This is a genomic window from Algoriphagus chordae (assembly GCF_003254055.1).
In the GTDB taxonomy this organism is placed as follows: domain Bacteria; phylum Bacteroidota; class Bacteroidia; order Cytophagales; family Cyclobacteriaceae; genus Algoriphagus; species Algoriphagus chordae.
In genome coordinates, this window is the sequence record NZ_QKZT01000011.1 from 89,874 (window position 1) to 114,846 (window position 24,973).

Sequence of the window (24,973 nt, forward strand, 5' to 3'; positions counted from 1 at the left end):
GGTCAAGTTACTGAAAGGCTTGGGGCTAAAAAGCAAAAATCCCTTCCGAATAACGGAAGGGATTTTTTTATGATTCTTCGGTAGAAGGGGAAGAGTCTGAGTCTTCTTTTTTCTCCTCAGTTGCCGGTGGAGCTACATTCTCTCGAATACGCTCACTTGGCTTATAAGGAACAAAACCTTCTCTTTTGAATTTGTAAGTTGTCGTTCTTGGCCCAGTTGGGTGATTAGCCAAATCTAGCATGCCAAAACCCTTGTGAGTAAATGCACCCAAACCACATTTGAATACGAAGTCCTGAACTTCAGGAGCAGCATACAAGGTGATTGGAAGTGTATAGCCTCTCACTTCGTATTTCACATCCATGTCATACACGGCATAGATTCTAGCAAATTTCTTCTGAGCTTCCTTAAGTTTATTGACATAAACCATGTCTGGAACTACCTGGAACTTGTAGAATGTCTCCATTTGCTCTGGTGTGTACCAGCCTGAGCGTTCCATTCGAGTGAGCGTAGATTCATAAAGCAAATCGGAAAACTCATCGCTATCCGGGCTAATGAATCTCTTGCCCGCTTCTTCATTGAATGCAGGAGTGATCAATACCAATGGGGAAATACAAACGAATTTGTTTGAAGTTTCCAAAACAGGTTCTACTTCGATTTCAGTGTATTCAGGAACCATGATTAGGTTGCCTAGCTCGATTTTTGGGGTGGCAAAAACCTGCTCTAGCAGATAGTCCATGAAGTCTTCGCTTTGGGAAGATAACACTAGGGTAACCAAACTAGAATAGTAATGCAATCCACTTCTACTCACCTTTGTCTGACCTTTGAGGCCAGAAAAGTTGAAATAGTTATAGTTGTAAAACTCTTCTCTGCCACCTTTGACAATTAACCCTTTCAGGAATTGCGCCAGTATATACTGATGGTGGAAAGGTAAATAGGAGCCCTTGTTTTTAAGGGAAAATATTAGTCTAACTCTCACGGTAAATTAAAAATAAAATGAGACAATAAATAAGATAAAATTGTAACGTTTAGGGTGAATAATCAATTACAAAATTATCATTTTTTTTGAGAAATTGTTACACATTAAACCTAAAATGCATAATGTCACCATCTTGAACGATATATTCTTTTCCTTCAATGGCAATTTTTCCATTTTCTCGACACGCTGCTTCAGTTTTGAATTTCTGATATTCAGCTAGTTTTATTACTTCAGCTTTGATAAATCCTCTTTCAAAATCTGTGTGAATCACTCCAGCTGCTGCAGGTGCCTTCCATCCTTTTTTGATAGTCCAAGCTCTTACTTCCTGAACACCAGCGGTGAAATAGGTAATCAAGTCTAATAATGAATACGCACCACTGATTAATTTGTTCAAGCCACTTTCTTCGAGACCGTATTCTCCAAGAAACATTTCCTTCTCTTCTGGATCTTCGAATTCTGCGATTTGCTCTTCTATCGCTGCACAAAGGATGATTACCTCAGCATTCTCATCTTTGACTTCTTCTTTTAGCTTATCTACGTATTGATTACCAGCTTGTAGACTGCTTTCATCCACATTGGCTACATATATGACAGGCTTGATGGTCAATAGATGCAGGTCGCGTACAGCTTCCAGTTCCTCCTTGTCCACTTCCACAGATCGAGCATTTCTCCCTGCTTTCAAAGCGTCTCTGAATTGCAAAAGTACTTCCAGTTCTTTTCTTGCCTTGGCATCTCCAGATTTAGCAATCTTCTCCGACTTCTGGATTTTTTTCTCTACCGAGTCCAAATCTTTCAATTGGAGTTCGGTATCGATGACTTCCTTGTCGAAAATTGGATCTACACCTCCAGCTACGTGTACGATGTTTTCATCGTCAAAGCATCTGATCACATGGATCACAGCATCCACTTCACGGATATTGGCGAGAAATTTATTTCCAAGTCCTTCACCTTTACTAGCACCTTTGACAAGTCCGGCAATATCTACGAATTCAATCACTGTTGGAAGAACTCGATGCGGATTGACAAGATTTTCAAGAATCTGAAGACGTTTGTCTGGAACGGTAACTACACCCACATTAGGCTCAATGGTGCAAAAGGGGAAGTTAGCTGCTTCTGCTTTCGCACTAGATAGGGCGTTAAACAGAGTGGATTTCCCTACGTTTGGAAGTCCTACAATGCCACATTGTAATGCCATTAATTCGTTATTTTATTATTTTAAATATTCTGTAAGATTTATACCCCTTGTAGAACTCCAAAATGAAAACTCTAAAGATGGTATAAACCGGTATGGCAAATATCATCCCGACTACGCCAGCGATTTTTGCCCCGGCAAAGATAACAACAAATATTTCAAGGGGATGCGCTTTCACAGATTTAGAAAAAATCATAGGCTGTAGAAATATATTATCTGTAATCTGAACCAGACCAAAGACTGAAAGGATTTTAATAATAAGGTAATTCAATTCAGTATTTGTTTCAAAAGTTCCTGATGAAACGCCAACAATGATTCCGAAAGTTGCACCGAGAAGTGGACCTGCATAAGGGATTAAATTTGCTACCGCAGCAAACAATGCAATAGTTAACGCATAATCGACCCCTAAAACGGTGAGTCCAAAGCTAGCCAAAGAGAAGATCGCCAGCATCTGTAGCAAAAGTCCCGAAAGGTAATTTGATAATAGCTTTTCTACTTTGGTGAAAGTAGCTACCGAAAGCTCAAAATATGGGTTTGGGATCAGATTAAGCAGGTTTCTACGCAAGAGGCCATTTTCCAACAGCAGGAAAAAGCTAATAAAGGCAATAGCAATTAATCCTATAAAAAGGCTACTCGTGGTATTAATTACTCCTCCTATAAAGGAAGTGAAATCAAATTCTTTGATCGTTTCGATCATACTGGATTTCAAGCTGCCAAATAAATACCCTGGTTGGGTTTCTAATAACTCATGGCGGAATAGAAAGCCCTCAACTCTATTTACTGGAATTTGGATCTGTTCATAAATACCATTAAGATCCAATTCACTTAGGATAATGATTTGATTGTTGATCAGCGGAAAAAATAAAAAGCTAAGCAATACCAATAATAGGATAATTGCTGAGTAGGATAGGAGTATGGCTGACCATCTTGGGATATGATGACCCAGTAAATGGAAGTCATTTAGATGGTTGGTCAGTGGCCGTAAAACAGCCGCTAGAATTAAAGAAATAATTAGGTAAAGAGTGATATTGGAAAAATACCAGCCGAACAGCAGGAAAATTGTGATGGATAGAAAGAGGTAAATGAAAAAACGCTGCATATTCTGAAATAACAAAAGGAGACATCACTGTCTCCTCTAATATACTGTTTCTCTATGTTGAAACTAGAATTTTGATATATCTAAGTTTATTATTCCCACTTCAATTCGTTATCGGATTCTTCATTTTCGTATTGCTCAAAATCAACATCCGGCAGCAATTCATTTTTCACATGATCAACCGATTCATTAAGTGCTTCCACAAATTTGAAGAAATCTTCTTTGTAAAGGAAGATTTTGTGCTTTTCGTAAGTGAAGTTGTCTCCGTTTATTTTTCTCTTACTTTCAGTTATCGTCAGGTAGTAATCATTAGAACGAGTTGATTTCACATCGAAAAAATACGTTCTCTTTCCTGCTTTTACTTTTTTAGAGAAAATCTCCTCTCTGTCATAGCCTCTTTGATCGTCCACAATTCTAAATGTTATGAGTATAAGGTTGGTTAAAATACGACCCAAGATAAAACAATTCGCTCCTAGAATTCAAATCCAATCGCTAATTATTTAAAGACTTTCGTCATAATTATAACCGTAAAATAGAAAGTAGCTGTGAAAATCAAGCTGCTATCTGGTCAGAAAAGCTTATTCTCCGTGCATCATGGCTTTCTTAGCCAATAGCGCTTCCTCTGTTTCGCGGTGATCAGGATCGTCCACACAGCAATCTACAGGACAAACAGCCGCGCACTGAGGCTCCTCATGGAAACCATTGCATTCTGTACACTTATCTGTCACGATATAGTAGAATTCATCCGATACAGGATCTTGCTTTTCATTTCCGTCCACCACAGTACCGTCTGCTAACGTAACTTCCTTCAAACTAGTACCGCCACCCCAAGTCCACTCTACTCCACCTTCATAGATGGCGGTGTTTGGGCATTCTGGTTCGCATGCACCACAGTTGATGCATTCGTCAGTAATCATTATAGCCATAACTTCAATTATTTATAGATCAAAAGTAACAACCATAAAACTGTAAGGCAATAAAAAAGTTGTCATACTAACTAATTTAATTCGATTCTAAGGATGCTTCTTTTCAAAAAAGCTAAATTTGCCTCATTAATTCTATACCATGAAGCCAGCAGAACGTATCTCCGCATTTGTCAAGCTAGGAAAAGCTATCCAAAATCTAAATCCAGACGATAAAGATGAATTGTTGTGGAGAGCCGAGAACAATAATAATTGGTTTACCCAATCATCCATCGAGTCTGCTCTGGAAGGAATTGCATTTATGCTCACTGAAGAGAGAATGGATGCATGGCTAGCTATTTATGAGCTGCAAGAAGTTTCCAATCCCAAGTCAATTGGTCTGATGCTGGCAGGGAATATTCCTATGGTCGGATTTCATGATCTGATGTGTGTCCTTATATCTGGTCATCAGGCGGTGATCAAGTTGAGTTCTTCCGATGAGGTTTTGATGAAATGGATCATCAAAATGCTTATTGAAATAGATCCGCGAATAGCATCTCAGATTCGTGTAGAAGAAATGCTGAAAGGCATGGACGCCTACATAGCCACCGGCAGCGATAATTCATCTCGCTATTTCAATTACTATTTTGGCAAATACCCACATGTCATTCGTCAGAATAGGACTTCTGTGGCAGTATTGACTGGAGATGAATCTACTGAGGACTATGTCAATTTGGGAAAAGATATCTTCCAGTATTATGGGTTAGGATGTAGAAATGTGTCTAAAATTTATGTGAAATCGAAGGCTCAATTGCAAGATTTGCTCGGCGCCCTAGAAGTCTATTCAAACATTGCATCGCATCACAAATACCATAATAACTACGACTACAACAAGTCTATCTATCTGGTAAACTTGGAGGAGCATTTGGATAATGGCTTTTTACTTTTGAAAGAAAGCGAGGATTTAGTCTCTCCGATTTCTGTACTTTTCTATGAAGTATATGAAAATGAGGAGCAATTGAATGAAAAGCTAGAGGAGCTAGAGCCCAAGATCCAATGTGTAGTAGGAAATGCACCAGGAAGGGTTCCTTTCGGTACGGCTCAAAACCCTGAACCATGGGAATATGCTGATGGTCTGGACACGATGACTTTTCTATTAGAGCTATCTTAAGAATAGCTTGGCCTTGCAGCTACTGGTATTTTGATGAGGGATAGTATGTGATTTGAAGTCACATCAATTTCAATGTATTTGGGTTATTTTTTTAGTCTATAGCTCCATCCTTTTCAAAAATGGCCCTCAGGATTTTATCCAATGTATACAGATTGATTTTTTGGTCGATTACTGTCTGCAATCCCGTATTTCAGGAGCCAACTCAGCAAATGAAGCTAAAATGGTTTTAAATAAGGAAAAGCCTGCTTTACACTAGATGAATGGTTACTTATTATTGAGCTAACTTCCTATATTTGCAGTCCATAAAAATCGAAACTTTTACCACACAAAAATCCCAATACAATGGCTTTTGATATTGAAATGATCAAGAAAGTGTATGCCAGATACCCTGAGCGTATCGAAGCAGCTCGCAAGGCTGTGGGACGTCCACTTACTTTGACTGAAAAGATTCTTTACGCACACTTGAGCGAAGGCGCTGCATCACAGGCATATAGCCGAGGTGTTTCTTACGTTGATTTTCAACCAGATCGGGTTGCGATGCAAGATGCAACAGCTCAAATGGCTCTGCTTCAGTTTATGCAAGCAGGCAAGAATCAGGTGGCGGTACCTTCTACTGTACACTGTGATCACTTGATCCAAGCTGAAGTAGGAGCGGATAAGGATTTGATAAAAGCAAAAGATAAAAACAAAGAAGTTTATGATTTCTTAGCTTCTGTTTCTAATAAATATGGTCTTGGTTTCTGGAAACCAGGAGCTGGTATCATTCACCAGGTAGTATTGGAAAACTATGCTTTCCCTGGCGGAATGATGATCGGTACTGATTCTCATACACCAAATGCCGGTGGACTAGGAATGGTAGCGATCGGTGTAGGTGGAGCTGATGCCTGCGATGTAATGGCTGGCCTTCCATGGGAATTGAAATTTCCTAAACTGATTGGTATCAAACTAACTGGAAAACTTTCTGGCTGGACTTCTGCCAAAGATGTAATCCTGAAAGTAGCTGGTATTCTTACTGTAAAAGGTGGAACAGGTGCTATTGTTGAGTATTTCGGCGAAGGAGCGAGATCACTATCTGCTACAGGAAAAGGTACTATTTGTAACATGGGAGCTGAAATCGGAGCTACTACTTCGATCTTCGGTTATGATCAGAAATCTGCAGCTTACCTAGCCTCAACTGAAAGAGCTGATGTGGCTGAGTTGGCAAACGGAATCGCTGAGCACCTTACTGGTGATGATGAGGTTTATGCTAATCCTGCTACTTACTTCGATGAGGTAATCGAGATCAACCTTTCTGAATTGGAACCTCATGTAAATGGACCATTCACTCCGGATTTGGCTTGGCCTATCTCTAAGTTTGCTGCTGCTGTGAAAGAAAACGGCTGGCCAGCAAAATTGGAAGTTGGTTTGATCGGATCTTGTACTAACTCTTCATACGAAGATATCTCTAGAGCTGCTTCACTAGCTCAGCAGGCAGTTGATAAAAAACTGGTTGCAAAATCTGAATATACGATCACTCCAGGATCGGAGCAGGTGAGATTTACTGTCGATAGAGACGGTTTCTTGGATACCTTCGGTCAAATGGGCGGTGTAGTTCTTGCAAATGCTTGCGGACCTTGTATCGGTCAGTGGGCTCGTCATGGAGCTGAAAAGCAAGAGAAAAACTCAATCATCACTTCTTTCAACAGAAACTTTGCGAAGCGTGCCGATGGTAATCCAAACACGCACTCTTTCGTAGCTTCACCAGAAATCGTAACTGCCTTGGCAATTGCAGGTGATTTGACATTCAATCCAATGACGGATAGCCTAATCAACGAAGATGGTGTGTCTGTGAAATTGGATGAGCCGAATGGACTTGAGCTTCCTTCTAAAGGATTTGCAGTAGAGGATGCTGGATATCAGCAACCAGCGGAAGATGGATCTGGAGTTACTATTGCGGTAAGCCCTACATCTGATCGTCTTCAATTATTGGATTCATTTAAGCCTTGGGAAGGAACAGACCTCAAAGGTCTTAAGCTTTTGATCAAAGCAAAAGGAAAGTGTACTACAGATCATATCTCTATGGCTGGTCCATGGTTGAGATTCAGAGGACATTTGGATAATATCTCAAACAACATGCTTATTGGTGCTGTCAATGCTTACACAGATGCAACCAACTCTGTGAGGAATCAACTGACAGGTACCTACGGTGAAGTTCCAGCTACACAGCGAGATTATAAAGCCAATGGAATTGGTTCTATCGTTGTTGGTGATGAGAACTACGGAGAAGGATCTTCTAGAGAGCATGCTGCTATGGAGCCTCGCTTCTTAGGTGTTCGTGCTATTTTAGTGAAGTCTTTCGCTAGAATCCACGAAACAAACTTGAAGAAGCAAGGGATGCTAGGTCTGACCTTTGCCAATCCAACTGATTACGATTTGGTTCAGGAAGACGATTCAATTGATATCGTTGGCTTGACTACATTCGCACCAGGCAAGCAATTGCAAGTGGTATTGAATCACGCAGATGGTACTTCAGATACTATTCAAGTGAACCATACTTACAATGAAGGTCAGATCGAATGGTTCAAAGCTGGATCAGCATTGAACTTGATCAAGGCGAAAGCATAAAAAAGTACTATTTCAAATGAAAGCCGTAACGTTAAATGTTACGGCTTTTTTTATATCCAAGATTTTTTTTAGATCTGATTGCGAAAAGTTATCAGAGAGCCTGAGCCTTGGCCAAGTACTCTTTCACCAAATCCATGTCAGGATGGTTCTGATCGAGTTCCACTAAATACTGTAGAGCTGAAACCTTATCCCCTTGCATCACATAGTAAATGCCCTTGTTTCGAAGTGTAAAAGGATTGTTTGCATCCATTTTGATACTTTGATTGATCAACTCAAGACCTTCTTCCTTTTGGTCTAAAAACAGTAGATATAGACCTTTATTATTGTAAAAGTAAGCCTGACTCTTATTTAAGGAAATTGCTTTTTCAACTGAATTTAATGCTTCCTCATAATTCTGCTCATCAAAGTATATCATGGAGCGGAGGTTATGAAGATGTGGCTCCAAAGGATTGACGCGCATCGCCTCGGTTAAAATATTCTTAGCAGCCTCATAATCTTTCTGATAAAAGAGAATGGTAGCTTGGTTCACCAATAGATCTGAATTCTCAGGATTGAGTTCTGAGGCTTTTTTGAATGCAGCAATTGCTTCGGGGAAATTTTTTAATTTTTCCTCTACTAATCCCGAAAGAAAGTAGCTTTTCCAGTTCTGATCATCGAGTTGTACCAACTTTTCAGCATCTGAGCGGGCATTGTAAAATTCCCCATTGTCGAGGTAATTTAAGCCTCTCTGGAAAGTAGCATCGTAATAGCCCGGATTGTATTTGATCGCTAGGCTAAGATCTTGGATACTTTCGGTGAGTTGGTTTAGCTGTAGATGGGCGAGTGCTTTATTGTAATAAGCATCCGCGTAGGTAGAATCCAATTCGATGGCTTCTCCGTAGAATGCCATTGCACTTTTGGGGTCATTCTCCTCCATTTTTTCATTCCCTTTGAGTAGGAATCGTCCCTTCTTACTTTCATCAGAATCGCATGAAAATGATGCTCCTACGATAAGTACTGCTATCAGTGTTTTAATCCTACTTTTCATCGTTTACCTCTTCGGCTACTTCTGTCGTTTCTGTTTCTTTAACTGGTTCTTTTTCCTCACCCATCAAAAGTGCAAATGGCTGAGTGGCATCACTTAGATCAAATATTTCCCTGAGAATTGCCATTGCTGGAATGATTAATATCATCCCGGCTACTCCCCAAATAGTACCACCGACTATTAAGCCTAAAAATGTAATGAATGCATTGAGATTGACGTTTCCACCCACAATTTTTGGAGTAAGAAAATTTCCTTCAATCATTTGAATAACTTGATAACTCACGAGGACACCTGCAGGATAAAACAAACTGTCTTTGGTTAGGAAGGAATAGATCATCGGAAGCATAGCACCGAAAAAGGGACCTACGTAAGGGATGATATTCAGAATCGCTCCAAGTGTACCGAAGAAGACTGCGTGCTTAATCCCTAGTAAAGAAAATGCAGTAATATTCAAGATTGCTAGGATACCCATCACTTTCACAACCCCTACTATGTAACTTAGAATTACCTTGCGGAGACTAACGATACGCATTTTTACCAGTTCGGGATCCTTGTCTTTATAAATATGGATAATCACATTAGTGAGGTGATTTCTATACAAAAGAAAGAAAAACATAAAGACTGGAATAAGAATTAAACCAGTCAAAGAACCAACAGTTCTCATGGCGAAATCACCTATGCTTGAGCTATTTTCATTCAGCATATTTTTTAAGTAATCAGTATTTGTTTTATCACTCAATGCCGCATCATAAGAAAAGGTCTCTACTGTCCAATGATCTACCTGCTCAGCATAATCTGTGATCTTGCCAGAAATGTCATCGAAATCTTTTGTGAAATTCGCCACATTGCCAATGATAAAAGTCAAAAGACCTCCTACTAACGATGTCATCGCAAGCAAAGAAATGATACAGGAAAGTATTCTAGGTACTTTTTTTGACTCCAACCAGAGGGAAAGTGGCGTAAATAAAATCGCAAAGAAACCACCCATAAATAAGGGGACTAGTAAGCTTTTCCCTACAATCAGAAAAAACACGAGTACAATAATGAATATCATTACCGATAGAGCTCGTAAGTAAGAAGGAAGGTTAAAAGTTTTAGTTTCCATTTGACTTTAGGTCTTGATTTATAGGGGTGTTTACAAGATACAATTGAGTAAAGAAAGCAAATTATTCTGAAATCAATCCAGCTCGCTTTAATAATGCATCTTGTTTAGGATCTCTTCCTCGGAATCGCTTGTATAGAATTTCAGGATGTTCAGTTCCACCAGCTGATAGTATGTTTTTGACAAAAGAATCGGCAGTAGCTTTATCGAATACCCCTTTTTCTTGGAATAATTCGAAGGCATCTGCATCCAGCACTTCTGCCCACTTGTAACTGTAATACCCGGAAGAATAACCTCCTTGGAAAATGTGCGAAAATGACGTGCTCATCAAGGTTCCAGGAACTTTAGGGAGTAGATCAGTAGGCTTCATTACCGCTTCCTCAAAATCGAAAATATTTGAAATCTCTGATGGGTCTTTGCTATGATAGGCCATGTCCAAGAGGCCAAAGCTGATTTGTCTCACCGTCTGATAACCCTGCTGGAAATTTGAAGCCTTTTTGATTTTCTCAATTAGCTCTTCAGGAATTTTCTCCCCTGTTTCATAATGCTTCGCAAAGAGATCCAGGCATTCTTTTTCGTAGCACCAGTTCTCAAAAATCTGAGAAGGTAGTTCTACAAAATCCCAAAATACACTCGTGCCAGAAAGTGACTCATAGGTTCCTTGGGCCATCAACCCATGCAATGCATGTCCGAATTCATGGAAAAGTGTCGTGACCTCATTGAAGGTCAACAAACTTGGTTTGGACTTGGTCGGTTTGGTGAAGTTGCAGACTATGGAAACATGAGGTCGGATATCCTTACCATTTTTAAGGCTTTGACCTTTATAGCTTGTCATCCATGCACCGTTTCTTTTGCCAGGACGTGGGAAAAAGTCGGCATAGAATACAGAGAGGTACTTTCCGTTCTTGTCTTTGACTTCGTAGGCAGTTACATCCTTATGATAAACTGGGATGTCTGTCCTAGGCGAAAATGTGATTCCAAAAAGCTTTTGTGCAGTTTGGAATACGCCATCAATTACTTTTTCCAACTGGAAATAAGGTCTTAACAATTCATCGTCAAGCGCATATTTTTCCTTTTTCAGAAGTTCAGAATAATAGGCAAAATCCCATTTTTTCAAACTTTCAAGGCCATCGACTTGCTTGGCAAATCCCTCTAATTCTTTTATCTCAGCCACTCCTTTAGGCTTTGCTTTTTCGAGCAAAGTATCCAAAAAGGACATAACCTGTGCCGGGCTTTTGGCCATACGCTCTTCGAGTACAAAATCTGCGTGACTCTTGTAGCCAAGCAGGACGGCACGATCATGACGCAATCGCAAGATTTCTTTGATGATATCCTGATTGTCGAGCTCATCGCCCTTTGCACATTTGGTGCCGCTAGCCATGAAGAGTGTCTCGCGCAATGCTCTGTTTTTGGCATAAGTCATCGCGGGAATATAACTAGGGTAATCTAGGGTGAAAGCCCATTTCCCAGTCTCGCCTTTTTCTTCAGCGATCTGTGCAGCAGCTTCTTTGATTCCTTCAGGAAGACCTTCCAGATCAGATTCCTGCTCTACGAAATGCACAAATTTATTGGTCTCGGCCAGTACGTTCTCACCAAATTTCAAGGAGACTTGCGCTAGTTCCTGATCAATTTTTCTGAGCTGATCTGCTTTTTCGCCTTCGAGTTTTGCTCCGTTTCTTACGAATGATTTGTAAGTTTTCTCGAGCAAAGTTGTTTGCTCGGGAGACAAGTCTAACTGGTCTTTTTGATCAAAAACCTGAGATACTCTTTGGAATAGGGCTTGGTCAAGAAGTATATCGTTGCCATGTTCAGTGAGAAGAGGAGAGATCTCTCTAGCCAGAGATTGGATTTCTTCGTTTGTTTCTGCGGAATTTAGATTGAAAAATATCCCAGCTATAATTCCTAATCTCTTACCGGCTCCATCCAGCGCTTCAATCGTATTCTCAAAAGTAGGTAGCGCTTCGGCTTTTATCGCTTCAATATCGGCTTTGGCTTCGGTAATGGCCGTTGTTATAGCTGGGAGATAGTGGCTTGGGGAGATTTGATCAAAAGGGGCTGTTTCAAAAGGAGTGGCGAAATCTGCCAATAATGGGTTATTCATAAATCTAAAATCTTTTGGCTAATTAAACTGGGGATTTAAGGAAGGTTTCATCAAAAGAAAGGCTTCCTTCTTTCCAGTTGCTAATTTACCTATTTGCTTTGGAATGCTTAGCCGCTTGGATAATGATTATCTTTATTTAGGCTGAAGGAGATCATTATCATCTCTGAAATTACCGGATCTAAATGGATATTTTTTACAAAAAAAAATGCACTTCAAGCTCCGAGCCTGAAGTGCAATTAAGGAATTTAAGTTTTTCTTAGAAATCGAAATCGCAACTCATTTCAGACATTCCTATTGGCGAACCATCTGGCGATTTGATCTCTTCTTGAACTGTTAATTCTACTGGCAAGTCTAAGAATGCTTCGATTTTGTCTGATAAGTATTTCGAATGCATTTTCACCTCAGCTTTTGAACTTCTGTTACTTAGGCCTGAACTTTTCAAGCCATCCAAATGACCCCGCACTATCGCTCTTACTGAGTTAGATGTTCCAGTACTTTTGGCCAAGGCTATCATATGATCGACCATTTTGGCTTCAGTCATCAATTTGATTTCTGAATTTAATCCATCAGGGACATTGGAAGAAAAGACCTGCTTTTCGATCGTAGTTAGCATAGCGTCTAGGCTTGGTAATGAATTGTCCTGTAAGTTTTGAATGTAAATTCGATCTGCACGATCTTCATTGAAAATGAAATTAAATGTTAGATCCACAATACTTTCTGCTGGAGCAAAAGGGTCAAACATCAGTCCTGTACGCGATACGAATGTCTCTCTGTTTTTGCCATAACCAAAAGGGCGTGGAGGAATCAAGCTTAGTATATGGCTAGGTACTGCTAGTTGTTCCGGTGAAATAGCATAAAGCAAAGAATTCAAGGCATCGTTCTGATCCTTTGCACTTACCCACTTGTGATTTGGCTGGTTGTCACCTTTGATTTTGTAATTATAATCTAAACCTCCCAAAACCTTTGTAGTTGCTTCTATTTGATATCTATGCATCAAGTAAAGCGGTACAAATACTTCTTCCAATAAAGCTTCCGGCTGTCCAGTAGGAATAGCATTTAATCCAAAAGTTTTCATACGATTCCCTCTAAGCTCAAGCATTCTCATCAGTTCCGCAGAGGATGAAGCACCATTGTCCCAAAGGTGAGCTCTAGGATGAGCGCCACTTGGACTTCTTGAATCAGAATCAGTAATAAATTCATGTCCAGCCTCAAAGGTTTCCTCTAAGGTCTTTTCAAGAAAAGCTGCTTCACTTTCTCCTTTTGGCGTGACAGCGTAGCCGTATTTGATAGCCCACTTGTCCCAATCTCCAATTTTGTCATCATAGGCATTACTAAGGTCAAGCTCTCCACTTGAAGTCTCTGTAATTAGCGGATATGGATAATCCATCACAGATGAGCGATTGTTTGCGGAAGTAGCATAGCTATGTGCTAGCCCAATGGTATGTCCGATCTCATGGGCAGAAAGTTGCTTGAGTCTCGCCACAGCCATTTCTAGCATTTTTGGATTGGCTGGAGCCCCCTCTTCGAATGGCTGCAATAGACCTTGCGCAATCAAATAATCTTGTCTCACTCGTAATGAACCTAAAGACACATGACCTTTCAAAATCTCGCCAGTTCGTGGATCCCGTACACTAGCCCCATAAGACCAGCCTCGCGTAGATCGGTGCACCCATTGGATCACATTGTAACGCACATCCATCAAGTCCATGCCTTCTGGAGCGAGTTCTACTCGGAAAGCATCAATAAATCCTGCTGCTTCGAAAGCTTGATTCCACCAATTCCCCCCTTCGATCAAAGCTGAAGCTACAGGTTCTGGCGTACCACGATCAAGGTAGTATACGATAGGCTCCACTGCTTCTGACATTGCCGCACTTGGATCTTTCTTGACCAATCGGTGACGAGCTATGAATCTTTTTAGGATAGGTTCGGAGATTGGAGTGGTGAAGTCCATATAAGAAATACTTCCAAAACCTGCTCTAGGATCAAATTCACGTGGTTCATACTTATCGTCTGGAAGCTCAATAAACGAGTGTCGCTGACGTACAGTCACTGCCTCAGAGCTAGGAGTGACAGAGCGCAAATTTCCGCCTGTCGCCTGACCTGTTAAAGTGATCGTGGCTTCCACTTCGGTGTTTTGCGGGAAATTCTTAGTCATAGGATAATAGAGTCCAGACCGGCTGGCGTCTGTACGGAAAGTCCCTTGACGGCTCCTGGTCAATGTCTGTGCTACTCCATGAACATCCTGAAGATAGAAATTGGTAGCATCGACGACTAGTTTATTTCCGTCTTTTTGAGCGATTTCAAATCCCCACAGTATTGATTCCGCAAAGGCATCCTTGATAGATTGCACTTCAGCAGGATTATCTGAATAGGCTCTGAAATCATAGTTTTTCTGTACCAAGAAAAGCTTGTTTCCTGATTTTCTGAATTCTACTATTCTCGTGCCACCCAATTGGCCTCGATCCAAGCCAATGTCATTGGAACCAATCCCAGCAGTAAGGGAGCTGACATAGAGGAATTCCCATTCCAGCTTATCTACTTCGAGGTATATTTTGCCTTTTTCCTCATCGAGATAAAAAGGAACAAATCCTTCTTGCTTAGTCATTTTACTCAAATCTAGGTTTTGAGCAAAGCCGAGATTTAGAGAAAGCAGAAAGAAAATAGTTAATTGTAGTGTTCTTTTCATAAGGTTTTGTGGTTTGAGTACAAATTATCAAAAAAACAGGCTCTGGCTTATACCATTGATGGAAATTTAACGATGGAGCATGTATCGAAGTAACAAGGTTGTTTCGGTTTGTCTAGCACCATCAATCTCCTGTAAACCAGAACTGATGCTTTCTCGATCGGTATATGATGTTCTAGAAAGCCGAAAATAGCATGTGATTTGAGAGTTGATTTGGTATTGAGCGAGGAGGTAGTAGCGCATGCCTTGTCCAGAAAAAGCTGGGATTGAGAAGGTCCAGAGTACATTGTTTTCGAAAGCATAGATACGCGTGTCGTAGTCGTCTGTATCAAAAAGCGCAATTCTACCAGTTAACCTGAACTCGTTGAAACTATATCTAACATCCTGCAGAATCATAAATCCTGATGATTTCTGATCATTGTAGTTGACTCTGCTAAACAGAATTCGAGATCGAAAGAAAAAATCCTTGTTAACCTGATACTCTAGACTGAGCAGTCCATTTACTTTATTCAAGGGTTTGATTTGATAGGGTAGAGCAGGTTGGCCAGAGTCGGATAGGTTTCGGTCTTTTTGTTCTTCTCTGATTTGAAAGAATGCCGTAAGGTTTCGATTGGGCTGAAAGCTGATTCTTGTTAGCCATTCATAGCCTTTGGACGGAGCATAAACCCTGTAGCGGAACCAAGGGAATTTGAAGAAATCATAATATGCATTGATTTTCCATTTGGGAATAGGCTTGATTTGAATGCCAAGGTAAATGCCCTGTTCATTTGCAGGCTTAGTACTTTCTGAGAAGGCATTTGCATAGAAGCTGTGGAAATTGACATCGTATTTTCTCCATAAAACTGAGAAATCTACCTGTTTGCTTAGACTCGATACAAAACCCAGAATATTACCTTTTCCTCCTGATTGTGAAATAGCAGACTCTCCAAAAAGAAAGAAGTTTTTCCAATTGTAACTCATATAGATGCTACCTACAGCATTGCTCTTTCCTGTGAAATCAAATTGATTGTAAAGAGTTGCTTGTTTGATCCAAGGATGGTTAAATCTGGTGAACAAATAGTTAGTGCCAGCCTGAAGTTTGCCAGAAGCTGAAGAAAATTGAAGATTGCCACCGAGGCTTAATTCTCGAAATTGATTTTTGGTACTGAGTTCACTTTCGGTACGATGAAGCCCACTTTGATTGAATGAGTTGATCGTTAAGTCCTCTGTGCTCAGCGTGTCTAAACTGATAGAAGCTCGACCATCTCTCGGGGCATAAGATGCGATCAGGCTACTTTGCCAGTTTCCGCTCTGATAGGAAAGGCCAGCTCCCCGGAAAAAGCCAAATTCTAAAGCAGCCGTATAGGGCAGGATTCCCACACTAGATCTACGAACCGTTGGCACTGTTTCAGCTCCTTTGCCCAATGAATAACCCGCACCGAAAACCAAACCCTGTCCAAATTGAGCCTGAAAATCTCCCAAAGCAATGGTTTTCCATTTTCCAACATAATATTTGGTGAAGTGAAAAGAGAAAAAGTTGAACCCATACCTGGCCGTTTTTCCATCCCAAGTGAATTGCTCACCAGGATCTTTGTCTAGCGTAAATCCCAGACTAAAATCCCGAGCATGCTGAATCCTAAATCTGAGGTAAAATTCATTCGGGTCTCCTAAATATCTACTTGAAATCTTTCCGGTTGAACTGGTGTCTGCTGGTGTAAACCCTTTTCGTGTTTCCCATGTGCGACGATGTCTAAGCAAAAAATAGGCTTGCTCTTCAGCCACTACTCGTTTCCAAAAGGATTGGGTTTGTTTTGCAGAACCTGATCCTAAGGTTAGAAAGGGAAGGATTTGCTCGATAGTTTTCAGATCAAACTCGGGTACAGCTTGTAATTCATAGAGTGAAATCAAGGGACCAAACTTATTTCTATACGCAATCAAACTGCTAATTTGACTTGGATCGAGTAGATAGCTCGCTGCAAGTATTTCGGCATTAGCCTTGTTGACATCCATAGGGTTCAGATAGAGCTGAAGCAGAACTTCGTAGATAGATTCGTAATCCAAATCTTCATCCTGAACTGGGAAAAGCCGCTCCATAAATGCCTCTAAATCTATTTCTTTCTGAGGTGCTTGTTGTGCCTGGACGTAACTATTCAGATAAAGTAAAATCAACGATATGAGGATCAGAAACTTCATTAGTCCAAGAATGAAAAGCCTAAACTCACATGATTTGTACTTCCTATAGCTTGATTTTGTCCATAAGCGTAATCCAGGCTAAATCGGCCTGATTTTATGCCTATCCCAAAAAACAACCTACTCGGATTGCTGTTGATTCCAGCACGAAGGAACACCCAGTCTTTGATTCCATATTCAAGACCCGCTTTCACTATAGGCTTGATCTGAATATCTTTTTCTACTTCTACATGAAATTGAAGTTGAGAAATAGGCATATAGAAGATTCCGAGACTTACTCCAGTGGGGAGTCTGGTTTCTGAATCCATGGATATTTTGGCACGATTGAGATTGGATATACTCGCTCCGATAGAGAATTGAGGACTGAGTTCGGCTATGCCGCCCAGACTAAAAATTATGCTGTTTCCGGTTCCGAAGCCTTCAATCTGAGTTTGAAACCATTCCAGTTTTCCTCCGATACTGACTATCCCTAGCTGGTTTGCAAAGGCTACTCCGAGCGATTGTTGATTAAATAATTTACCTCCATAGCGTGAAACCCCAAATCCCAGGGTTCCGGCTTTCAGTTTCCATGCTCCTGCTAAATCTAATGTACTTAGATCCTTTAGACCAAAGCGAGAGTCGTATCCTACGGAAATGGCTGAAGATTCTAGCTTTGCGAGCCCACCTGGATTATTGAAATAGCTCCAGGTATCCATGCCATGCACTCGCAGATTTCCCATTCCCTGACTCCTAGCACCATGCACTTGAGTGAGTGGGTCTGTTTGTGCTTTGGCAGAAAAATACAAGCAAAGCACGAAGCACAAAAAAGTCAATTGCTTCATGATGGATTGATAAAAAGTCTTAACTAATTTAATTAAAACTTGATAATCAGCCCAATAAACTAATGATAATTCTAAATGGCGACTTTAGAAAGGTGCCGAAAAGTTGAAGAAAAACTTGCCTTCACTGCTATTATTCAACGAATACTCGAAACGAAATACAGAATCATAAAAGCCAACCAGATCTACACCCAAACCATAACCCATAAGGTATTTATTGCTCAAGCGGGCATTTTCAGGAATGTTGTTTCTATCCTTGACGTAGCCATGATCGAAGTTAGCACTCAAATAAAGTCGGATTGGTACGGTATTGAATTGCTCCAGTTTGATCAGATTAGAAATATCTATTTTCCAATCGACGAATTTCCACCTAAAGCTATTTTTATGCACATACAGCTGTTGACCTTCCACTACATACAACTCATACCCTCGAACAAAATTTGGACTATATCCGATGCCTCTTACTAAGGTGTAAGGTTGATTGGTACTTAAAAACCAATTAGCCGTGAGGCCAGTATTGAAGTGGAATTTATCGGAGATATGGAAATATTTATTTGCTGTAAGGTTTACTTCAACTTCATTAAGATCCTTGGTATAAACGATCCCATATTTCGTAATGGACACCTGAAGTAATTCTCCGCCAGTCGGATAGGATACATTGTCTCGGCGATCATGTCTAAAGGTGTACGTAGTATAGAGGTACCTCAGTTTGTTGCTGTCAGTCTCCAAATAATCTGGGTTTTCGATTAATACATCATCACTGACCCAAGTGCCACTGTACCCTACCGTGAGGAAGTGATAATTGTAATAACTTCTTCTGAAAGTGTATTTAAGAGCAGCGCTGAAACTTTTTTTAATGATCTCTTCATATTCATTTGTGTAGAAGACCTGCTTGTTGTACTCAGATTTTATTGGGATTGTCTTGTTTTCCTTATAGGTAATCTGTGCCGCTAATCCGTGTTTCTGGTTTTTGTCAATGTAAGGTTTACTATACTGCAGATCTAATGCCTTTGTAAAACCCAACTGTCCAGCAAATTTCATTTTTTCATTACGTCCCCCCACATTGCTATGACTCAATCGCAAACCATAATTTACTCTTGAAAAATCACGATTTTGATTTGTCCACCACTCTGCGAAATTTCTATCTGCTAGCTGAAAAATAATCTGCGGCACAATATACCAGCGTTCTTTTACCGTGATGAGTATTTCCGCTTCATTATCGCCAGTGATCAGCGGAGTGATTTCTACAGAAGTGAATAGCCTTAGGTTATAGATCTTTTTTTGATCTGCGATAAGTATCTCTAAAAATGTGTTCCAATCGTAATTGTAGTTAGTGATGAAATCCAGCTCTCTTAATATTACGCTCTTTTTAGTCTTCACATTTCCAACAATAAAAATGTTGTTGATTACCACACTATCAGGGGCATTGCTGATAGCTGGTGCTAAAGAATTATCATTTTGGGCATAGGAAATAGAATTTCCCGACTCTAGATAAAGAGCAAAGAATAATAGAGAGAAATAAAGAATATTTGGTTTCTTGATCAGCAAGAGGGAATTCTGAAAGTTTATTATTGGTTACTTACGGAGTCACCACAATTTTAGGACTAATCATGGTAAAATCCATACTTCGAAAGATAGCTATATTTCCAGTCTTGGTATATCAGTATACTATTTCTCCCTTGTTTCCATCAAGCTGTAGGTTCACACCGACCTGTAGTCAGTATATGAAAGAGGCTATCTTGAAACACGGGATTTTCAAAGGGGGATGGATGGGGCTTAAACGAATTGCCCAATGCCACCCTTGGGGAGGCAGTGGGCATGATCCAGTTCCTTAATTTTTAATTGGCTTCACGCCATTTTTCAAAGCACGAATTACTAATACAACTCCAGCGATTACCAGCGGGACACTGAGTAATTGCCCCATATTGAAGGCCATTCCATCTTCGAAGTCAACCTGGCTTTCTTTGAAGAACTCCCAAACGAAGCGCATTCCAAACACTGAAATTAGGAATATTCCAAGGAGAATGCCCTCCGGTAATCTTTCTTTGTATTTATTCCACAAGGTGAAAAGAATTAAGAAAATCACAAAATAGGAGATTGACTCATAAATCTGAGTTGGGTGCTTAGTTCTGCCAAAGGTCTTTACGGTTACTAAGTAATGATCTCCTTTGTCAGTTATTTGCATATCCAGAGGACTTTCTACGGGTTCGGCCAAGTAATCTTGACTAGAACTGAACTGAGTCAAGGCATACTTGATATCTCGTCTGAGTGTATTTTCCAAATCATCCAGAGAATAGGAGCCTTTATTGATGGCTAAGTCAATATTTACCGGAACAATACCATTTCCAACTAATTCACTTTGGCGATCATCAGGCTTATATGGATCAATGGATTCTATGGGCACATTGAGTGTAGAAAGCAATTTCTCACTGTCCCAAGCGTACACTATTCCATAGTCAGAACCAGTGTCTTTTCCTCCTATTTCTGAGTTCATTAGATTTCCAAAACGGATCAGCGCACCAGTCAAAGCCGTTACGATCACGATACGATCTACTACCCAGAGGTAACTCTGTCCTCGAGTCCTTTTAGCATAAAGCCATAGGGCAAATAAAATCGCGATAGCAGCTCCGTGACTAGCCAATCCACCTTCCCATACTTTCAAGATCTCAATTGGATTGCTTAGGTATTTGGCGGGCTCATAGAAAAGCACATGACCAAGTCTTGCGCCTACGATCGTCGCAACGACCATATAGATGGTAAGCTTGTCAACCAATTCGGGGTTTTGACCTTCCTTCTTGAAGAAGTGAACCATGAATTGCTGAGAAATCACGAAACCAGCTGCAAAAAGAATGCTATACCAAGGTGGTCTTTCCCAACCGTGAATTACAGAGGGGTTTGGATCCCAAACGATATAGTTCATTATTAATTCAAGCATAGTTTCAATATTATAGTTGATCTAATTGTGCGAGTTCTTCGGCATAACCACCTGAAAGAATCGGGAATCTGTACCAAGTTTTCGGGTCCACATTGAATTCATCCAAGTGAAAAGAAGGAGCAAGTCGTTCTCTTTTCCATTGATTGCGGGACCAAAGTTGGAAGAATTTTTTGATATAGCCTTTTAAAACAGTCGAGTTCAAATCGATTTCTTCAGAAAGTAGAAGATAAATATCCATAGGTGAACGACGGTCACGAATAGCAAGTTTTTCTATTTCTACAATTATCGCGTAAGGCATCAAATCTTTTTCGTCGGTCTGGGTTCTTTCCAGAGGCCGAAGTTCGGCAGTAGGCTGCAGCGAGTTTACCTTTGCGAGACCAGGACGATCTAGGTTTTTCTCCGCCCACCTAAGCCAATTCAGGATAAAGAATTTGTCTACCGCGGCTATCGGTGAAATACTGCCCGATGTGTCTCCATCCATAGTAGCATAGCCGACATCTCCTTCACTTCGATTGGAAGTAGAAAGGAGCAAAGCATTGTTGATATTTGCCAGCATCCAGATGATAGGCGAGCGGCTTCGGGCTTGGATATTTTGCAAGGTGATATCGTCTTGCTCCCAAGTTAATTTCCTACCGATTGCTTTTTCTATCTTGGTAGTGTAAGACTTTACTTCCTCATCGATTTCCCAGTGATAAAATGTAGCGCCAATACTATTAGCTAGAGATTCGGCAGAGGCAAAGGTGTCTTCAGAAGAGTTTTTGGTTCCTTGATAAGCAGTAGTCAGGATTTGCTTCATCAGTTCCTGTTCTGGATTTTCAGAAGTAGGAATGGTTTTGATCCCAGTTTTTTTGCAGAATCCATCTAAACCTAATTCACTAATTCCCCGCTTCACCATCTCCGCTACCAAGATTGCTATCGAAGATGAATCGGCCCCACCGGAAAGTGAAAGCACAAAACCTGTGCTTCGACTTTTTCTCATGTAATCGAAAAGTGCCAAGGCTGATGCTTGGACGAATTCCTCATTTTTTGAGTTGATTGGGGCGATATCTTGAGTTTTAGGTTCTAAGTAAAAACTCTTTACCTGGAAGTCTTCATAGGAAAGCAGCCTGTTTCTAGAAAGCAATTGTCCTGATTTCGCTAATAAGATTTCCCCATCGAAAATCATTCTACCTGTTTCGTTTCCTAGCAAATTGGCATAACAGTAAAAGCAGTCAAAGCTGGCTGAACTTTCCTTCACCAATTCTTTACGAAGGGCTGTCTTGCCCATTGCAAAGTGACTAGCGCTAGGGTTGAAAATCAAATCAACCTGACGATCACATAATCTGTATCCAGGTCTGAGTTTGCCTCTCCAGGCATCTTCACAGATCTCAAATCCGAAATGAATTTCTTTATGCTGAAAAGTTAAGTCGCCAAGAGGCACTTGCTTTCCCTGAAATTCTATATCAACGATTTCATTAGCAATCCAAGGCGTAAACCAGCGGAATTCATAATGAACTCCATCTATAGCCATAAATTGTTTAGCTACAAATCCTGTGACTTCGCTGTTTTCAATGACAGCGACACAATTGTAAACTTTGTCTTGAATTCGGATAGGTAAGCCAACTGCCACTGTGATTTCATGGCAATGGGGTAGGAGTAGCTCTAGTTGGGCAAGGGCTTTCTTGGGATACCAATAGCTTAAAAATAGATCTTCTGAACCGTATCCAGTGATCGCCAATTCTGGAAGGCAGAGTATTTCTACCTCTTGTCTTTTTGCTTCTTCAATAGCCAGAATGATTCTGTTCAGATTGCCTGACCAGTCTAGCGGTGTTTGATTGACGGTTGCTCCCGCGATTTTGATTGAAGACATGGATGGATAAGATTGATCCTAAAATTACTCAGCTAAGTGGCAATTTGTAGTGTTTCGCAAGCATTTTTGGAAGCTTCTTGCTCAGCTTTCTTTTTGGTACTCCCTTTTCCCTGCGCTACTTCATCTCCTTCTACTTGCAAAGCGACCTTGAATTCCTTGAATCTTTGATTTCCGCTTACGCTTAGGACGATGTATTCGACTTGTTTATTTTCCTTTTGAGACCACTCGATGATTTTACTTTTGTAATTGGTCGTGGTGGCGATCATGTTCTCTACGTCGAAATGTAGTAGGATGCGCTGGGTAATAAATTTCTTGGTGTAATGGTAGCCTTTGTCAAGGTAAACAGCACCAAGAAAAGCTTCCAGCATATCTCCATAGAGAGACTTATTTCCTGTGAAACTACGCTCTCCGATCTCCATTTCTAAAGCTTTTCGCAGTCCGATCTTAATACCAGTATCGTTGAGGGTTTCTCGGTTTACCAGTTTAGATCTAGTTTCAGTGAGAAAACCTTCGTCACGGAAAGGATATTTTTGGAACAGGAATTCAGCAATGACAGCTCCTAAAATTGCATCTCCAAGGAATTCCAGTCGTTCGTTTGAAAGACGAAAGCCTTGGGAAGTTTCTTCTCCAAGGCTGGAAGGAGTGAGTGCGAGTTTGTAGAGTGATAAATTAAAAGGCCTGCTCCCCGTCATCAATTTGATGGAGGCAGCAAGCCTTTTGTCTTTTTCACTAAAGAAGAGATTGTTAAATCCGAGCCTTTGAATCAATTTCAAAATTCAGATTAATTATGTTTTTTGAAAATTACTGAACAATTGTGTCCACCAAATCCAAACGTATTACTCAACGCATAATTTATTTCTCTCTTCTGCGCTTTGTTGAAAGTTAAATTTAGTCTTGGATCAAATACCTCATCATCTGTGAAGTGATTGATCGTAGGAGGCACGATGCCTTTGTTCATGGCAAAGATACAGGCAATGGCTTCAATAGCCCCAGCTGCCCCTAGTAAGTGCCCAGTCATAGACTTAGTACTACTAATGTTAAGCTTGTATGCATGCTCTCCAAAGACTTGTTGAATTGCTTTGGTCTCACCTACATCACCGAGTGGCGTAGATGTGCCGTGGACGTTGATATAATCAATGTCTTCTGGCTTAAGATTCGCGTCTTCCAATGCAATTTTCATCACACTGCTAGCCCCCAAACCTTCCGGATGAGGAGCTGTGATATGATGTGCATCAGCAGTCATTCCACCACCTACTAATTCTGCATAGATTTTGGCGCCTCGTGCTTTTGCGTGCTCGTACTCTTCTAGGATTAAAGCTCCAGCGCCTTCTCCCAATACAAAGCCATCACGATCCTTGTCAAAAGGACGAGAGGCAGTTTCAGGAGATTCGTTTCGTTGAGAAAGAGCTTTCATGGCATTGAATCCACCAACACCCGCTTCGGTAACCGCCGCTTCAGAACCACCACTGATAAAAATATCAGCTTTGCCCATTCTGATGTACGTAAATGCATCAATAAGGGCGTTGGTGCCTGAGGCGCAGGCAGAAACTGTTACAAAGTTTGGACCGCGAAAACCATATTTAATAGATAGAAAGCCGGCGCTGATATCAGCGATCATCTTAGGGATAAAGAAAGGATTGAATCGTGGCGTACCATCTCCAGAAGAGAAAGCAGTCACTTCATCTTGGAAGGTTTTCAAACCCCCAATTCCCGATCCCCAGATTACTCCAGCTCGTGATTTATCGATTTTTTCAAGATCCAGCCCAGAATCTGTCATGGCTTCCTCTACAGAAATCATGGCATACTGAGTGAAAGGATCCATTTTTCGAGCTTCTTTTCTATCAATGTACTGCTCTACGTCCAGGTTTTTGACCTCGCAAGCAAATTGAGTTTTGAAAAGGGAAGCATCGAATTTGGTGATCGGCGCAGCACCGCTCACACCATTAGACAGACCGTTCCAGAATTCTTCTGCGGTATTGCCTATTGGTGTGAGGGCACCAATACCTGTTACAACAACTCTTTTTAAATTCATAGAATGAATTTAGGAATTATTATTTTACGTTAGCTTCCAAGTAGGTAACTGCTTGACCAACAGTTCCGATTTGTTCAGCCTGATCATCAGGAATAGAGATGTTGAATTCCTTTTCGAATTCCATAATCAATTCCACCGTATCAAGAGAATCAGCACCAAGATCATTGGTGAAGCTCGCCTCCAAAGTTACTTCAGACTCTTCTACGCCAAGTTTGTCAACAATGATGGCTGTTACTTTTTCTGCAATATTTGACATTTTGTAATCAGTTTAGTTAATAACACTTCGCAAAGAAATATATTTAATGCCTAATTGACAAAG

The 24,973-nt window shown here is 40.6% G+C and carries 20 protein-coding genes; 3 read left to right on the plus strand and 17 right to left on the minus strand.

Annotated features, from left to right (window positions below; genetic code table 11):
• Nucleotides 1–67 precede the first annotated feature (67 nt).
• The 5 genes from cas6 to LV85_RS13225 all read right to left on the minus strand — a co-directional run bounded on the left by cas6 (nt 68) and on the right by LV85_RS13225 (nt 4,190).
• Nucleotides 68–976 (minus strand): CRISPR-associated endoribonuclease Cas6, encoded by a 909-nt coding sequence (gene cas6, locus LV85_RS13205; RefSeq protein WP_111320176.1) that lies wholly within the window; start codon nt 974–976, stop codon nt 68–70.
• A gap of 97 nt (nt 977–1,073) precedes the next feature.
• Entirely contained in the window at nt 1,074–2,171 is a 1,098-nt protein-coding gene (gene ychF, locus LV85_RS13210) for a redox-regulated ATPase YchF (RefSeq protein WP_111320178.1), read from the minus strand.
• A gap of 7 nt (nt 2,172–2,178) precedes the next feature.
• The gene (locus LV85_RS13215) at nt 2,179–3,267 is read right to left on the minus strand and encodes an AI-2E family transporter (protein ID WP_111320180.1); all 1,089 of its coding nucleotides are present in this window, start codon (nt 3,265–3,267) and stop codon (nt 2,179–2,181) included.
• Between the two features lie 89 nt (nt 3,268–3,356).
• Nucleotides 3,357–3,674, minus strand: coding sequence for a DUF3276 family protein (locus LV85_RS13220; protein ID WP_111320182.1), 318 nt, complete (start codon nt 3,672–3,674; stop codon nt 3,357–3,359).
• Between the two features lie 168 nt (nt 3,675–3,842).
• A complete protein-coding gene (locus tag LV85_RS13225) occupies nt 3,843–4,190 on the minus strand; it encodes a 4Fe-4S dicluster domain-containing protein (RefSeq protein ID WP_111320184.1) in 348 nt (115 codons plus the stop codon).
• 139 nt (nt 4,191–4,329) lie between these two features.
• Between LV85_RS13225 and LV85_RS13230 the strand changes: the two genes are divergently transcribed.
• Nucleotides 4,330–5,337, plus strand: a complete 1,008-nt coding sequence (locus LV85_RS13230) for an acyl-CoA reductase (RefSeq protein WP_111320186.1) — start codon at nt 4,330–4,332, stop codon at nt 5,335–5,337.
• Between the two features lie 342 nt (nt 5,338–5,679).
• On the plus strand, nt 5,680–7,941 hold the full coding sequence (locus LV85_RS13240; protein WP_111320190.1) for an aconitate hydratase: 2,262 nt from the start codon (nt 5,680–5,682) through the stop codon (nt 7,939–7,941).
• Nucleotides 7,942–8,032: 91 nt separating this feature from the next.
• Here LV85_RS13240 and LV85_RS13245 read toward each other — a convergent pair whose 3' ends face one another.
• The 7 genes from LV85_RS13245 to LV85_RS13275 all read right to left on the minus strand — a co-directional run bounded on the left by LV85_RS13245 (nt 8,033) and on the right by LV85_RS13275 (nt 19,386).
• Nucleotides 8,033–8,968 (minus strand): tetratricopeptide repeat protein, encoded by a 936-nt coding sequence (locus LV85_RS13245; RefSeq protein ID WP_111320192.1) that lies wholly within the window; start codon nt 8,966–8,968, stop codon nt 8,033–8,035.
• Entirely contained in the window at nt 8,958–10,070 is a 1,113-nt protein-coding gene (locus tag LV85_RS13250) for an AI-2E family transporter (protein WP_111320194.1), read from the minus strand. Before LV85_RS13250 ends, LV85_RS13245 begins: the two co-directional genes overlap by 11 nt.
• A 61-nt stretch (nt 10,071–10,131) precedes the next feature.
• The gene (locus LV85_RS13255; protein WP_111320196.1) at nt 10,132–12,168 is read right to left on the minus strand and encodes a M3 family metallopeptidase; all 2,037 of its coding nucleotides are present in this window, start codon (nt 12,166–12,168) and stop codon (nt 10,132–10,134) included.
• 256 nt (nt 12,169–12,424) lie between these two features.
• Nucleotides 12,425–14,854 carry a zinc-dependent metalloprotease gene (locus tag LV85_RS13260; protein WP_111320198.1) on the minus strand — a complete coding sequence of 810 codons (2,430 nt, stop codon included), beginning with the start codon at nt 14,852–14,854 and terminating at the stop codon, nt 12,425–12,427.
• A 66-nt stretch (nt 14,855–14,920) separates the two neighbouring features.
• Nucleotides 14,921–17,023 (minus strand): helix-hairpin-helix domain-containing protein, encoded by a 2,103-nt coding sequence (locus LV85_RS13265; protein ID WP_111320200.1) that lies wholly within the window; start codon nt 17,021–17,023, stop codon nt 14,921–14,923.
• A complete protein-coding gene (locus LV85_RS13270; protein ID WP_111320202.1) occupies nt 17,023–17,841 on the minus strand; it encodes a PorV/PorQ family protein in 819 nt (272 codons plus the stop codon). The genes LV85_RS13265 and LV85_RS13270 overlap by 1 nt, the downstream gene beginning before the upstream one ends.
• 84 nt (nt 17,842–17,925) lie before the next feature.
• Nucleotides 17,926–19,386, minus strand: coding sequence for a BamA/TamA family outer membrane protein (locus tag LV85_RS13275; protein WP_245942305.1), 1,461 nt, complete (start codon nt 19,384–19,386; stop codon nt 17,926–17,928).
• A gap of 62 nt (nt 19,387–19,448) precedes the next feature.
• Here LV85_RS13275 and yidD point away from each other — a divergent pair, with 62 nt between their 5' ends.
• A complete protein-coding gene (yidD, locus tag LV85_RS13280) occupies nt 19,449–19,673 on the plus strand; it encodes a membrane protein insertion efficiency factor YidD (protein ID WP_111320204.1) in 225 nt (74 codons plus the stop codon).
• On the opposite strand, the gene LV85_RS13285 is transcribed toward yidD, so the two are convergent.
• Genes LV85_RS13285 through LV85_RS13305 form a run of 5 tightly spaced genes read right to left on the minus strand, consistent with a single transcriptional unit; the run spans nt 19,670 to nt 24,910 of the window.
• Nucleotides 19,670–20,773: a prolipoprotein diacylglyceryl transferase gene (locus LV85_RS13285; RefSeq protein WP_111320206.1), complete on the minus strand. Its 1,104-nt coding sequence runs from the start codon at nt 20,771–20,773 to the stop codon at nt 19,670–19,672. The genes yidD and LV85_RS13285 overlap by 4 nt on opposite strands.
• A gap of 10 nt (nt 20,774–20,783) precedes the next feature.
• A complete protein-coding gene (nadE, locus tag LV85_RS13290; protein ID WP_111320208.1) occupies nt 20,784–22,622 on the minus strand; it encodes an NAD(+) synthase in 1,839 nt (612 codons plus the stop codon).
• Between the two features lie 32 nt (nt 22,623–22,654).
• Nucleotides 22,655–23,395, minus strand: coding sequence for a ribonuclease III (gene rnc, locus LV85_RS13295; protein WP_111320210.1), 741 nt, complete (start codon nt 23,393–23,395; stop codon nt 22,655–22,657).
• 8 nt (nt 23,396–23,403) lie between these two features.
• Nucleotides 23,404–24,654, minus strand: coding sequence for a beta-ketoacyl-ACP synthase II (fabF, locus tag LV85_RS13300; protein WP_111320212.1), 1,251 nt, complete (start codon nt 24,652–24,654; stop codon nt 23,404–23,406).
• 19 nt (nt 24,655–24,673) lie between these two features.
• Nucleotides 24,674–24,910: an acyl carrier protein gene (locus tag LV85_RS13305; RefSeq protein ID WP_111320214.1), complete on the minus strand. Its 237-nt coding sequence runs from the start codon at nt 24,908–24,910 to the stop codon at nt 24,674–24,676.
• Between the last annotated feature and the right edge of the window lie 63 nt (nt 24,911–24,973).